The sequence below is a fragment of the Photobacterium marinum genome, assembly GCF_000331515.1.
GTDB lineage: Bacteria > Pseudomonadota > Gammaproteobacteria > Enterobacterales > Vibrionaceae > Photobacterium > Photobacterium marinum.
Genome location: NZ_AMZO01000025.1, coordinates 48153 through 63570, shown reverse-complemented (window position 1 = coordinate 63570; position 15418 = coordinate 48153). Strand labels below are relative to the sequence as shown.

At 44.4% G+C, this 15418-nt stretch carries 8 protein-coding genes; all 8 read left to right on the top strand.

Annotation, left to right across the window (positions count from 1 at the left end; translation table 11 throughout):
- The first annotated feature begins 37 nt into the window (after positions 1 to 37).
- The 8 genes from C942_RS24735 (at position 38) to C942_RS16720 (ending at position 15257) form a co-directional block, all read left to right on the top strand.
- Positions 38 to 259 carry a DUF2835 domain-containing protein gene (locus tag C942_RS24735; RefSeq protein ID WP_007467873.1) on the top strand — a complete coding sequence of 74 codons (222 nt, stop codon included), beginning with the start codon at positions 38 to 40 and terminating at the stop codon, positions 257 to 259.
- Positions 260 to 674: 415 nt separating this feature from the next.
- Positions 675 to 5501 carry an NAD-glutamate dehydrogenase gene (locus tag C942_RS16750; protein WP_007467871.1) on the top strand — a complete coding sequence of 1609 codons (4827 nt, stop codon included), beginning with the start codon at positions 675 to 677 and terminating at the stop codon, positions 5499 to 5501.
- 346 nt (positions 5502 to 5847) lie between these two features.
- The gene (pyrD, locus tag C942_RS16745) at positions 5848 to 6858 is read left to right on the top strand and encodes a quinone-dependent dihydroorotate dehydrogenase (protein WP_007467869.1); all 1011 of its coding nucleotides are present in this window, start codon (positions 5848 to 5850) and stop codon (positions 6856 to 6858) included.
- A gap of 248 nt (positions 6859 to 7106) precedes the next feature.
- Positions 7107 to 7646, top strand: coding sequence for a cell division protein ZapC (locus C942_RS16740; protein WP_036800687.1), 540 nt, complete (start codon positions 7107 to 7109; stop codon positions 7644 to 7646).
- Between the two features lie 1230 nt (positions 7647 to 8876).
- Positions 8877 to 11015 (top strand): bifunctional 23S rRNA (guanine(2069)-N(7))-methyltransferase RlmK/23S rRNA (guanine(2445)-N(2))-methyltransferase RlmL, encoded by a 2139-nt coding sequence (gene rlmKL, locus C942_RS16735; protein WP_007467864.1) that lies wholly within the window; start codon positions 8877 to 8879, stop codon positions 11013 to 11015.
- Positions 11016 to 11267, top strand: coding sequence for a glutaredoxin family protein (locus C942_RS16730; RefSeq protein WP_036800685.1), 252 nt, complete (start codon positions 11016 to 11018; stop codon positions 11265 to 11267).
- Entirely contained in the window at positions 11254 to 13179 is a 1926-nt protein-coding gene (gene uup / locus C942_RS16725) for an ATP-binding cassette ATPase Uup (RefSeq protein WP_007467860.1), read from the top strand. Before C942_RS16730 ends, uup begins: the two co-directional genes overlap by 14 nt.
- Positions 13179 to 15257, top strand: coding sequence for a DUF3466 family protein (locus C942_RS16720; protein WP_007467858.1), 2079 nt, complete (start codon positions 13179 to 13181; stop codon positions 15255 to 15257). Before uup ends, C942_RS16720 begins: the two co-directional genes overlap by 1 nt.
- The last annotated feature ends 161 nt before the right edge of the window (positions 15258 to 15418 follow it).

The window sequence follows — 15418 nt, the reverse complement described above, 5'->3', positions numbered from 1 at the left end:
TCGCCACTTTTCGCTCTTCGTTTCTATTTTCGATACTATGAAATCCTATACATTCAGCGTCAATATTTCCTACCAAAACTATCTTAATCATTACTCCGGCGCAGCCAGTACAGTGCTGGTTATCACCGATAATGGATTACGTCTTCAGTTACCTGCATCACGCTTTCGTCCATTTCTGAGTCAGTTGGGTGTAAGAGGGCGGTTCAGAGTAATAGTGAACGAACAAAATCGCCTTGATAAAATAGAACGCATTCTGTGATGTTTAGACAAAATATTCATCTTTTTGTAACAAAGGTGTCTATCAAATACAGAGCCAAGGTGATATTTAATCTTTTAATGTGACGGTGTCACGATACTTTTCATATAATTCGTCATTAGAAAAAATAATAAAAGAAATAAATAGTTAGACTGAATCTAATGGCGATTTTGGCTATTTCTGTTTATGTAGCCTTAAATCAGATATTCCGGCTGCTCAAAACCTCAACATTAGTCACATATTCGATATTCTCTTCTCGTTTTAGTGTTATTGTTGTAACTCTGTTGCAACAAAACCCCCTACAATAGCTCCACGGATCAAAATCCGTATCCAGGCGTGAAACTCCCCATATTGCGCATGGGGACGACATAAAAACCTATACTAGATCGATAAAAGATATAAAGATGGAGCATTTGCTATGACCGCACCTGACCCTATAGTGCCGGTACTGCTTGAGAAGGTATATGGCTTAATCCAGGATAAGATTGAGACGCCTCAGCAGTCATTAGTAGAAGTCTTTGCTCAAAGATTATTAGGACAATTGGCAGATGATGATCTGCTTCAACGGAATGAATCTGATTTATATGGTGCTGTATTGAGCTTGTGGCATCATTTAGTGCAAAACAAACCGGATCAAATTTCAGTAAGGGTGTACAACCCGACACTTAGCCGCTACGGCTGGCAGTCAACACATACCGTAGTGGAAATAGTCACACCAGACCGTCCTTTCCTTGTCGACTCTGTTCGCATGACCCTGACCCGTTTGGGTATCACCAGCCACTTAATGCTTAACGGCCCGTATTATTTCAAACGAAATCAAAAAGGCGCGATCACTGAAGCATGTGGCGAAGAAGGGGATCTACAGACTCTGTTCCATATCGAAGTGGATCGTCTGAATCAAAAAGACGAAATGAAAGCACTGAAACAAGAGTTGGAGCAAGTGCTTCAGGATGTCGATTTAGTTGTGAACGACTGGCAATCCATGTTCGCCAAAATGCAGCAAATTGTCGATGAACTCAAAACGACAGAATTACCCGTTAATCATGAGCATCGTCAGGAAGCTATCGCGTTCCTGGATTGGGTGAAAAGCAACAACTTCACTTTCATGGGCTACCACCAATACGATTTGAATCCAATCGAAGGTGATTATGAGTTAGTTCCATGTAAAGAAGAGGGGCTTGGTTTGCTCGGTAAGCCGGAGAAAGCCAAGCGGATGAAATTGTCAGAGTTGCCGGAGTCAGCCCGCATTGAAGCGCGCAAACCTGAGTTATTGATTCTGACCAAGAGTAATACGAAGTCGAAAATTCATCGTCCGGCTTACACCGACTACATCGGTATCCGCCGCTTTGACAAGGAAGGTAATGTTATCGGTGAGCACCGATTTATCGGGCTTTACGCATCTACGGCTTATCATCAGACAGCTATGAATATTCCTCTCATCAGCAACAAAATGTCACGAATTTTGGATGAAAGCCGTTATCCATCCGGCTCTCATTCCTGGAAAGCACTGAACAATCTGCTGGAAACCTATCCACGCGATGAGCTGATCCAGGCCAACGAAAAAGAAATGCTGGATGTTGGTTGCGGCGTTGTTCAAATGCAGGATCGTGATTTACTTCGTTTGTTTGTGCGGCGAGATCCTTTCGGTCGCTTCTTCTCCTGCATGGTTTATGTCACCAAAGAGCGTTATAACACTGAACTTCGCAGCAAAACTCAGGAAGTCCTTAAAGAATCGTTTGGTTCTGATCAGGATGTTGAATTCACTACGTTTTTCTCAGAAAGTCCGCTGGCCAGAACCCATTACATTGTGCGTGTTGAAAATAATAACTTCGACATTGATGTTAAAGCGATTGAGCATAACCTAGTAGAAGCGGCATCATCTTGGGATGACCGCCTGAGCAACTCATTGATTGCTAATTTCGGTGAAAGCAAAGGTACGGTTTTGGCTAAAAACTATGCCCGTGCATTCCCTCGGTCGTATAAAGAGCAGATGCTTCCTGGCTCTGCCGTTGCCGACATTGAACGCCTGGAAAACCTGAGTGAAGAACGCAAACTGGGTATGCTGTTCTACCGTCCGCAGGAAGAAGATGCTGACTCGCATTTCGTGAAGTTGAAGTTGTTCCATCGAGATGAGCCGATTCATCTGTCAGATGTCATGCCGATGCTGGAAAACCTCGGATTACGTGTTATCGGTGAGTCGCCATATCAAGTGGTTACCTCAAGCGGCACTGTATATTGGATCCTGGATTTTGCCATGCTCCATAACGCTTGTACTGGTATTGATTTGCGTGAAGCCCGAGACAGATTCCAGGAAGCATTTTCAGCTATCTGGCATAACGAGCTGGAAAGTGATGGGTTTAACCGTCTCGTTTTGTGTGCTGGTTTGACCGGGCGAGAAATTACTATTTTACGTGGTTATGCCCGCTACATGCGCCAGGTCGGTTTCCCGTTCAGTCAGCACTATATTGAAGAAACCATGTCCAGCCACAGCTCACTGTCAAGGGAGCTGGTTGCCTTATTTGCATTGCGTTTTGACCCGACGAAGAAACATTCGGAAAAAGCCGAGCTGGATCTTATCGAGAAACTGAACAAACAGCTGGATCATGTCGAAAGCCTAGATGATGATAGGATCATCCGGCGTTACATGGAGATGATTCGGGCAACCCAGCGCACTAACTACTACCAAAACGACGAAAACGGTAAACCGAAACCATGGTTGTCATTCAAATTGAGACCATCAGACATTCCTGAGATCCCGGCTCCGGTGCCGTTCTTTGAGATTTTCGTTTATGCGCCTGATATTGAAGGTGTTCACCTTCGTGGCGGTAAGGTTGCTCGCGGTGGTTTGCGCTGGTCTGATCGTCAGGAAGATTTCCGTACCGAGATCCTTGGACTGGTGAAAGCCCAGCAGGTTAAAAACACCGTTATTGTTCCTGTTGGTGCGAAAGGCGGATTTGTCTGTAAGCGTCAGCCACAACTGACAACCCGTGAAGAGATATGGGCAGAAGGGCAGCGTTGTTACAAACGCTTTATTCGTGCACTGCTGGATGTGACCGATAACATCATCGATGGTGAGTTGATTCCACCAGCAAATGTGATCCGCCATGACGAAGATGATCCATATCTGGTTGTTGCGGCAGATAAGGGCACAGCAACCTTCTCGGATTTGGCCAACTCTGTGTCGGAAGATTATAACTTCTGGCTGGCTGATGCTTTTGCTTCAGGTGGTTCTAACGGCTACGACCATAAGACGATGGGTATTACTGCCCGTGGTGGTTGGGAATCTGTTAAGCGTCATTTCCGTGAACTGGGTGTTGATTGCCAGAATATTGATTTCACTTGTGTTGGTATTGGTGATATGGCTGGTGACGTGTTTGGTAACGGTATGCTTTTATCTAAACATACCCGTTTACTGGCAGCATTTAACCATATCCATATCTTTATCGATCCGAACCCGGATTCAGCCACCAGCTGGAAAGAACGTGATCGCCTGTTCAACATGACAAGATCCAGCTGGGAAGATTATGATCCTAAACTGATCTCAGAAGGTGGCGGTGTATTCTCACGCCGCAGCAAGTCGATCAAGCTGACACCACAGATTCAAAAAATGCTCGGTACCCGCAAACAGGCTTTACCACCGAACGAACTAATTCGCCTGATATTAAAGATGGATGTCGATCTGCTGTGGAATGGCGGGATTGGTACCTATATTAAGGCTGAATCAGAAACGGATTCTGATGTTGGTGACCGTGCTAATGATGTGCTTCGCATCAATGGTAAGGATCTGCGGGCTAAAATTGTCGGCGAAGGTGGTAACCTGGGTATGACTCAACTGGGACGGGTAGAGTTCGCCCTGAACGGAGGTCTGGTTAATACCGACTTTATTGATAACGTTGGCGGTGTTGATTGCTCGGATAATGAAGTCAACATCAAGATCCTACTTAACAGCCTGGTTGCTAGTGGAGATTTAACCAACAAACAGCGTAATGAACTGCTCGAGAAGATGGAAGATGAAGTCTCAGATATTGTTCTAGATGATGCTTATTGCCAGAGTGAATCGATTTCCGTCACTCAGCAGCAGCAGGTACAGTTGCTGAAAGAACAAATTCGCTTCATCCACCACCTAGAGAAGGAAGGTAAGCTGGATCGCGTACTTGAATACTTGCCAGACGATGAAACACTGGCTGAGCGTGAGAAAGCAGGAGTTGGTCTGACACGACCTGAGCTGGCGGTACTGGTGGCCTATGGCAAGATGGTATTGAAAGAAGATTTGGTTAGCGATGAGATCGCAGATGATCCTTATCATAACCGATTACTGCCTTCTTACTTCCCTCAAGCGTTGCAAGAGCAATATCGAACTCAGATGGAAAACCATCCACTGAAACGTGAACTGATTGCGACATCGTTAGCCAACCAGATGTCTAATGAAATGGGATGTAACTTTGTCACTCGATTGCGAGAAGAAACTGGTGCAACCGTTTCTGAAATTTCGTCGGCCTATGCTGTCGGCAGGGAAGTATTCAGCTTTGATAAATTCTTCCTCCAGATCCGTGAATTGGATAACGTTATCTCGGCCAGCGTTCAATATGAAATGCTGTACCGTTGCCGCAGAATGCTACGGCGGGTGACTAGGTGGATCCTACGTAACCGAGATCGCAAATTAGGTATTGAACAACAGATCAGCTTCTATCAGCCAATTGTTCATAAGCTTCGTGATAACCTTGAAAGTTACCTTGTAACAGAAGAGGTTCATGAGCATAACGAGCAGGCCGAGGAAATGATGAAAGAGGGCGCTCCTGCTGAGCTGGCGCATAACATTGCGCGATTAAGCAGCTTGTACTCTGCGCTTGATATTGCACAAATCGGGAAAGAGTTGGATAAAGACATCGACTTTATTTCGAGGGTTTACTTTGTGGTTGGCGCAGATATGTCTCTTCACTGGTTCCTCAAGCAGATTCACAATCAGCCGGTTGAAAACCATTGGCAGGCATTGGCTCGAGCTTCATTCCGTGAAGATCTCGACTGGCAGCAGCGACAGCTGACAACAGCTGTGATAACCAGCTGTCAGGAAGGTGAGGAAGCCGAAGCTCTGATTGAGAACTGGATGGATGACAATAGGCAGGCAATTCAACGTTGGAATACAGTTCTTGCTGAATTCAAAGTGGGTAAAACTCATGAATTTGCCAAGTTCTCTGTAGCATTGCGTGAACTGATGTTGCTCAATATTAACTGTCAGCCAGCATAATGTTCATTCCATAAACAAAAAGATTGGCTAGGTTAAAAGCCGCTAAATGTAAAAATTTAGCGGCTTTTTTATGTAGCTAAAGGAGAGTGGAGGAAGTGGCTGTGATAATAAGTTATAGATACTTGATATCTTGTGATAAACATTGAATTAGTTCGAATTTTAACCCATACAACGTAATCGTTTGCATTTTTTGATGGCTAAGAAAATTTATTTTTTATCGCTAATCCCTTGTATTGTAAGGAACTGGCTGTTTTACAAAGTCAACGACAAAAAATACTCATTGAATTGCAACGCTAAACTGTGAATAATGTACTCCCGTTTATACGGGGCTTTTTAAGGAGGTACAATGATTTACCGCCTCGCTCGTTCGGTACTTTTCCAGTTTGATGCTGAAAAAGCACATGATCTAGCTATTCAGAACTTTTCTCGCTTTACCGGCACTCCTCTTGATCTTTTCTACCGTCAACACGTTCCTGATCGTCCCGTTGAAGTAATGGGCATCAAATTCAAAAACCCTGTTGGTTTGGCTGCAGGCCTTGATAAAAACGGCGAATGTATTGATGCATTCGGTGCAATGGGTTTTGGCTTTGTTGAAGTAGGGACGGTGACACCACGACCTCAACCAGGTAACGATAAACCACGTGTTTTCCGCGTAATCCCTGCGGAAGGCATTATCAATCGCTTTGGTTTCAACAATCTGGGTGTAGATAATCTGATAGAGAACGTCAAGAAAGCGAAATATGACGGTGTTATCGGTATTAACATTGGTAAAAACAAAGATACGCCGATTGAGAAAGGGGTAGAGGATTACCTGATCTGTATGGATAAGGTATATCAGTATGCCGGCTACATTGCGGTAAATATTTCATCTCCTAACACTCCGGGACTACGTACACTGCAATATGGTGAAGCACTGGACGATTTGCTTTCTCAGTTAAAGCAAAAACAAAAAGAGCTAGCCGAAAAACATAGCAAATATGTTCCACTAGCTCTTAAGATCGCACCGGATCTTGAAGATCATGAAATTGGTCAGGTTGCATCGGCCCTGATCCGAAATGAGATCGACGGTGTGATTGCAACGAACACAACACTGGATCGCTCTTTGGTTGAAAACATGCCGAACTGTAACGAAGCTGGTGGTCTGAGCGGCCGTCCTCTGCAGAATCGCAGTACTGAAGTGATCCGCCGTTTGGCAGAAGAGCTTAATGGCGCAATCCCTATTATAGGGGTAGGTGGCATTGACTCTGCCGTAGCCGCACGTGAAAAGATGATGGCCGGTGCCCAGCTGGTTCAAATCTATACAGGATTCATATACCACGGACCGAAACTGGTTAAAGACATCGTTACCAACGCTTAAACCTCTTAGTTTCGAAAAATCAGACAATAACAGGTACCTGCCATGATCACTTTGGCAGGTACTTTTTTATCTGGGCGCTTTATTACAATATTGATAAACTACACTTTTTGTCAAAATTTCAGTGATCTAGCAGTAAACTAGTGATGATTTTTCCCCTTTTATTTTGCCATCAGCACAGTAAAATTCTCCTAAAGTTTTTTCTGACTTGTTGGATAAGCAGTATAAAGAACTGATTTTGGAGCAATTACGTGTTGAAGCCTAACAATTCATGGATGTGGTATTACGACCCAAAGCATGACTCCCTGATGTTGGATCTGGGGGAAGAAATGGTTTTCCGTGTATCTATTCCAACGAAACATCTTGTCACTTCTGCTTTTGAAAAGACTGTGTTTACAGTCGATGATGCAAGTGTTTTCCAAACCTTCCAGGAAAGCATTGCTCATTTAGATTTAACTCTGCCGCGAAAGGCTGAACTGGCACTCAATGCTGTAGCTGCTAGTCGCTTTCACAAGCCAATGATGCCGAAAAGTTGGTTCTTCACAAACCAACAGGGCGGAGTAGAGCCTGAGAACGGTGATATTGTTGAACTAGAGACAGAGTTTGCGACTGCTAAGTTTCTGATTATAGAAAACAGTGGCTGCGCAAGCTTGTGTATGCTGGCCGAGGTAGAGCCTTTAACGTTGAATGTATCTAAAGAGATGGCATTCTGTGACACCATTAAGGTCATGAACGACCGCATGAAGGCTTTTCAGGCCGAACTTCCAATGAATCTTGCCCTGGTTGGCTAACGCCTGAGTAAATATCTAACTCAGGCCGGTAGCAGGGCAGTTTACCCACTCTATTAGCTTCCGTATGAAGTCCAGCTAGGCACTTTACCGTAAATTTATACGCAACCGCGTTGAATCACCGCGTGCCTGTGACGTGTATCGTCCAATGAAAATGGCTTCTGCTCACTGCACCATTTCTCTTCTTTTCTATTTTTCAGTTTTTCTTGTACTCATCTTTCCAATCTAACGCTTTGTTCTTAAGCACACCTCATTCACCAATATCACTCTATGGCAGCCTGTCAGCTTTTTACCAAGTCTCTCGATGTAGGAACTCACATCCGCATTAAGTGCATCAGGCAGCGTCTCCAATGTCATTAGAAGCATAGAGATGATGATAGAAGCCCTTAACCACCTTGCTTGGTTCAGAAGCTGTGATCTGCTTTGCTGGCCGATTTATTCACTGAGACACAAAGGGGTGTGCAGGATGCACTCTTAGTTTCAGAAATTATTACAGATGAAGCACATTTCTTTTGCAGCCGCTAGCAGTATAAATATTGAGCGAAATAAGTGATTTTTATCAGAAAATAAAAAAAAATTAGCACTTTTTTTCTGCCTCTTTTGGTTGTTTTTGAGCAAAAAAGAACCAGAATTTTTCTTGGTAATAAAGTGGATTCTTCGTCGATCTTCCTCTTTTCCTGTTTTAATGAAATGAAGTTACATGCTTAATACTTTCCCGATTGGAAATAGTTTCCCAAATGGAAAGAGTGGTTACACTTCGTTTTGTTATTCCTTATAAAAATCAACGTAAGTACTTACAAATCAACTATAACTTGATTCTCATGTTGTTAATTATTGGCTTAATGGTGCTATAAAAACAAAAGGTTACACTCACCGTTTCTCTGCATGAACAATGATCTCGTTGGGAGTGAGGTTATAATTAAATAGAAAAGCAAGCACTCACAATTCTGATTGTTTCCCTTTGGGGACAATCGATTTTAGCCTTTACTGATGGCACATTGTTTCTCTGGAGAGAAAATAGAATTGATTCGGGTGGAAGAATTTTGATTGGCGCTGGCGTAGATTTTTACGGTCAAAAATAGTGTGGAACTCTTTGAGTAACTCGTAATACCCAAATTAGTGTTTTATTTTGCTGCTTTTTTAACTAAATGGCTTTTACCGTTGTTTTTATAGCGAGGTTTTTACCCGGTTTTCAGTTATAATTCCCGGCAACATAAGTGTGAAAAGAACCCCATGAATCAATATCTAGCTATCACTTCACGAGGTCTTGAGAACCTCCTTGCAGAAGAATTAGAACAACTTGGTGCACAACAGATCCAGGTTGTTCATGCCGGTGTCCGTTTCCGCGCGGAACAATCAACGGCTTACCGTTGCTGTTTGTGGACACGCATTGCTTCACGAATCATTCAGGTACTTAGCGAATTTAATGTTCGTGACGATATGGATCTGTACCTAGGTGCGACGGCTATTAACTGGCCGAACTATTTTGGCAGTGATACACGCATCATTGTTGATTTTAACGGCACAAACCGCTCGATCCGTAACAGCCAGTATGGCGCGATGAAAGTGAAAGATGCGATTGTAGACCGTTTCACGAAAGCGGATCTGCGTCGTCCGAGCATCGACCGTGAACGCCCTGAACTGCGAATCCACATGCGTCTGTCTGGCGAGAAAGGGGTACTGGGTCTGGATATGGCAGGTAGTGGTCTTCATCAGCGTGGCTACCGTACTGATGCAGGTAAAGCACCGCTGCGTGAGACTCATGCTGCAGCACTCGTAATGAAGAGTGGCTGGACTCCGGAAAAGCCTCTGTTGGATCCGATGTGTGGCTCCGGTACCTTGCTGATTGAAGCAGCGATGATTGCTGCAGAAATCGCTCCGGGTATTAAGCGCAAGCGCTGGGGTTTTGAATCGATTAAAGATTTCGATAAAGAAGCCTGGATGGAAATTCATGCAGAGGCCAAAGTGAAAGCCCGTCGTGGTCCGTCCAAGGTGGAAACTAAGTTCTTCGGTCGTGAAAAAGACCGTCGAGTACTTAGTATTGCGCGTGATAACGCAGGTCGTGCCGGTGTAAAAGATCTGATCGATTTTGAATATGGCGATGCTACTCAGCTTACTTGTCCTGAAGGTTTTGAAGCGGGCGTGATTCTGTGTAACCCGCCGTATGGTGAACGCCTGGGTACAACTCCTGAACTGATTAATCTGTACAGTGAACTGGGTAACCGTTTAAAGCTGGCCTTTGCCGGTTCAACAGCCGCTATCTACTCTGGTTCAAACGAGTTGCTAAGCTGCATGCGTATGCGTGCTGATAAGCAGTTCAAACTTCGCAATGGTGCGTTGGATTGTGTTCTGAAAACTTACCTGATCACCGGTGGTGGTGTTAAACACACTGAAGGTGAGAAGGAAGGTAAACTGGAAGACACCCAGGTGGCTCCTGATTTTGCCAACCGCCTTAAGAAGAACATTACCAAGCTCAAGAAGTGGGCGAAGAAAGAAGGTATCGAGTGTTACCGTATCTATGATGCTGACCTGCCTAACTACAATGCAGCGATCGACCAGTACGGTGACTATTTAGTTATTCAGGAATACGCAGCGCCTAAGTCTGTTCCGGAAGAAACTGCGCGTCTTCGTATCATGGATATCCTGCGTGCAACGATTCAGGTAACGGGTGTCGACGGTAATAAAGTAATCCTGAAAGTACGTGAGCGCCAGAAGGGCAAGAGCCAATATCAGAAGCTGTCCAGTGCTGAGCGTCACATGGTGGTTGATGAATACGGTGTTCAGCTTAAAGTTAACCTTTACGATTACCTTGATACAGGTCTGTTCTTGGATCACCGTATTACACGTCGCAAACTTGGCGAAATGGCTCAGGGCAAAGACTTCCTGAATCTGTTTGCTTACACCGGTTCTGCGACCGTACATGCTGCTTGCGGTGGTGCTAAGTCGACAACAACAGTTGATATGTCTAATACTTATCTGCGTTGGGCTCAGGAAAATATGGAGTTGAACGGTCAGGTAGGTCGTCAGCATGAGTTTATCCAGGCTGACTGCCTACAATGGCTACAGGAAGTAGACGACACATTCGACTTGATCTTTATCGACCCGCCGACGTTCTCTAACTCTAAGCGTATGCATCAGAGCTTCGATGTACAGCGTGACCACATCATGCTTATGGAAAACCTTAAGCGTATGTTGCGTCCACAAGGGCAGATCGTTTTCTCTAATAACAAGCGTCATTTCAAAATGGACTTTGAAAAACTGGATGCACTTGGTCTTCAGGCTAAGAACATTTCAGATAAAACGCTTCCAATGGATTTTGCTCGTAATAAGCAAATTCACAACTGTTGGGTTATCACGCACAAGGACGGCTAAGTGCTAATCACGCTATATAGCACGGAAGGATGTCACCTCTGCGAGCAGGCCTATGGCCTGCTCAAAGACGCAGGTTTACAAGAGCGCGTTCAGGTGGTCGATATCGCCTTTGATGACGCGCTCTTTTCTCGTTACGGCGTCACAATTCCCGTGTTATCTATTCAACATTCTGACTCATCAATTTCTGAACTCGGCTGGCCGTTTGATGCCGCTGAGCTTGAAGCATGGTTAAACAGTAATGGCATTAATTAATATCAGTAACGCGCAGCTTGCGTATGGTGATCACGCTTTATTGGATAAAGCGGAATTTATTCTTCAGCCTAATGAAAGGGTTTGCCTGGTTGGGCGAAACGGTGCCGGTAAATCGACTCTGATGAAAGTCCTGGCTGGTGACGTTCTGCTTGATGATGGCAGCATCCAGCGTCAGTCAGAGCTTTGTGTTTCCCGCCTGGAGCAGGATCCACCTCGTGATGCAGAAGGAACGGTTTTCGATTTTGTCGCAGAAGGCCTGGCTGAAGTAGGTCAGATGCTTCAACAATACCACCAGTTGCTTGCCTTAATCACCAATGAGCCATCAGATTCCAACTTTAACAAGCTGGCTAAAGTTCAGGAAAAGCTTGATCATGCTGATGCATGGCGCTTCGATAACCGCATTTCTTCCGTTCTTGAGCATCTTAAGCTTGAACCTACAACTTTGCTTAAAGACCTTTCCGGTGGCTGGCAACGTAAAGCGGCTCTGGCACGAGCACTGGTTTGTGACCCTGATGTACTGCTGCTTGACGAGCCAACTAACCACCTGGACGTCTCAACCATTGAATGGTTAGAAGGTTTCCTGAAGGAATTCCGTGGTTCTATTGTTTTCATTTCCCACGACCGTGCCTTTATCCGTTCTATGTCGACTCGTATTGTTGATCTTGACCGTGGCCAGTTGGCTTCTTTCCCGGGTGATTACGACAAATACCTGGACGCAAAAGAAGAGATGCTTCGCGTAGAAGCTGAGCAGAATGCTGAATTCGATAAAAAACTGGCCCAAGAAGAAGCCTGGATCCGTCAGGGAATTAAAGCTCGTCGTACCCGTAACGAAGGCCGTGTACGTGCTCTGAAGCAACTTCGCCGTGAACGTAGTGAACGTCGAGAGGTGATGGGTAAGGCAGATATGAATCTTCAGGAAGCAAATCGCTCTGGTAAGATTGTATTTGAAGCTGAACATATCTCATACAGTTACGATGATAAGCCTATCATTAATGACTTCAGCTTTAATGTGATGCGCGGTGACCGTATCGCCCTGATTGGTCCGAACGGTTGTGGTAAGAGTACCTTACTGAAACTAATGCTGGGTGATTTAAAGGCGTCACAGGGTCACTTCCATTGTGGTACTAAATTAGAAGTTGCTTACTTTGACCAGTACCGCGAAGTTTTGGATCCGGAAAAAACCGTCATCGACAACCTGGCTGACGGTAAGCAGGAAGTTACCGTAAACGGCCGTACCCGTCATGCGTTAGGCTATCTGCAGGATTTCCTTTTTAGCCCACGTCGTGCCCGTACTCCGGTTAAGGCCTTGTCCGGTGGTGAGAAAAACCGCCTGTTACTGGCTAAACTCTTCCTTAAACCAAATAATTTATTGGTGCTCGATGAACCAACTAACGATTTGGACATCGAAACATTGGAACTTTTGGAAGAAATACTTGCCAATTACCAAGGAACATTATTGTTAGTCAGCCACGATCGTCAATTTGTTGATAATACAGTGACATCAAGCTGGATTTTCGAGGGTAGCGGCGTTATTGATGAATACGTTGGCGGCTATCATGATGCCATGGAGCAACGAGCGAATTCGCTGACACAAATGGCGAAGGCCCAAGCTGCACAAATTGAAGCAGCGAAGAAGAAAGAAGAAAACAAACAGCGCCAGGCATCACGCCCAAAAGCCGGCAAGAAGCTGTCTTATAAGCTTCAGAAGGAATTGGAAGGCCTGCCGCAAAAGATTGAAGATCTGGAAAACGAAATTGCTCAACTACAGGAGTTGATTAACGATCCTGCATTCTTCCAGGATGTGAACAATGACACTCAGGCTACACTGACTCGTTTAACTGAGGCGGAAGAAGAGTTTGAGCAGGCATTTGAGCGCTGGGAAGAGTTAGAAGCAATGCAAAAGGAATCCTAATGCAACAAAAGACGTTAAAGTTATCGACACTGGCGATTTTGATCGCCGGTGCTACTCAGGCCAATGCTGCGGTATATAAGGTTGTTGAGGTTGACCAGCAGAAGCTTGCTGAAAGCGATGTCATCGCTCAGGGGTATGAAAATAAGTCGCTAAACGACCGTGTAGAGACCTATGCTGAAGCTATCGAGGCATCGACCGGACTAAACTGTTTTGATTCAGGAGCTGGTTGTACTGATGACAAATTCAAGGTTGTCGGTGAAAGCCGTGTTGGTACTGACGGCATCAACTATCGTGATGAAGTTGCTTTTACTTATGATAACTATCATGAAGTGAATGATTATTCTGGTTTTCTTAGCTATTGTAATCAGAATATTGGTTTTAATACTTGTGATATCTGGGCGAACCAGCAGTATTACGGTCTAGATTATAATACGACTGCTGCTAATGACGGTTCTGGCTACGGTGGTTTACACCGTGAACATCTTGCTTGGAATAAAGGGTATTTTGCAAATGCTTTGCCTTTTGCTGAGCAAAGTGATGGTTCTTTAAAGCGCGTAGAGAATTTTTCGTCAACTCGAGATAACTATTTAGCTAAAGATCAGCTCGGAAATATTGTTGATACACACCAGACTGCTAATGGTGTAGTAAGTGGCTTGGGTAAATTGTCCGCTGAAGATTATACTTTTGGTGTCACAAGTAGTGCCTATTTTTATAATGGCAGCCGTTATGCCCGTCAGTTCAACAAGCGTGGTTTCCTAAATCTTGGTAGTGACGAATTTGTTCTAAACCCGCCGTCAACAGTTAGTACCCTGGTTACCAATATGGGGCAGACGATAGCGTCAGATGCTGTAGAGCTTGATGATGGTTTAGGGAATAAAAAATTGTTAGTTGTCGGTAGTTCAGCTTTTAGTAAAGCGAACTTCGATGATGAACGTAAGCTACCGGACAGTGATAATGACGGTTTTGACCTAAATACTAGTACGTTTAAGACGTGTGGTACAGGGGATGTGAATTTCCTTTATGCTAACCGAGAATGTCAGCATGCTGTTTTTGCGACCGATGCGGCTTTTTGGGTAGTTGATAGTTCAACAACGACTAGTCCTGAAGCGAAATTCCTAGCTAACCGCGTAGATAGAAATGGTAATGCTTATACGGCGCTGGATCCTGACGAGAATGATCGCTCATTCCAGGGGGCTGCCCGTGCAGTGGCTATTGTTGATAACAAACCTGTTGTTGTGGGTTATTCGACAGACTCTGTCGGTGATAATTCAAATAACAATAACAATGCTGACTTCTATGCTATCAGTGCAAGTATCTATACACCTGTAGATAATTTTGATCTGAGTAAGGATAATCAGTGGGAGCGTAAACTGATCCCTGGCCTGAATATTAAGCAGGGTGATCGCACATATCGCTATACTATTGCGACAGACATCAATACAAAAAACCAAGTTGTAGGTGTCGCCAAAAGTTATAATTCGCAAAACCGCTCTTATGCGGAAAAGATGTTTGTATACGATAATACTAACGATAGTCTGAAGTTCCTTGATTCATCGATTGACAGTTCAGTGTTCTTCAACGGTTATAACGGCTTTGCTGCGTCGATTAACAACAATGGCCAGTTAGTTGGCTGGATTGATTCTGAGACAGCTAATCAGGTTGACGGCCGTATTCGTCGCCAACGTGCCTTCACTTATATGGCATCAGAAGACATTGCTAACTCTCCGTTGAAAGCAAATAAAGCATGGTTGCTTGATGATCTGACGTATAGTTCGGATGTTTCAGATACCGTCGCAACAGTTAATAACGCTTTCCGTATTGCTCACGCGACTGACATCAATGATGCCGGTGTTATTTCAGCTACAGCATTCAAGTGTGATGGTGGCTATTCAAGTGCAACACAAGGTGCGCAATGTGCTTCGACAGAGCGTGTAGTAGCGGTTAAGTTGGTTCCAATTCCAGATGGTACTATCCAGCAGCGTCCGGAAGATAACTCAATCATTGAACGTGAAGGTGCTTCTTTTGGATTGTTCGGTTTGACACTACTTGGTTTGTTTGGTTTCAGACGCAGAAAGTAATTTTTTGTCAAAATTGCATAAATTTAACTCAGGCTCACAAATCGTGAGCCTGAGTTGTTTTCAGGGGTTGATCAAAGGTTCAGTTTGGCTAATTCTTATTAGTGAGGTCACAAAACCTCCATCATTATGCAATTGTAATGAAAGATACACTTAATAAGGAT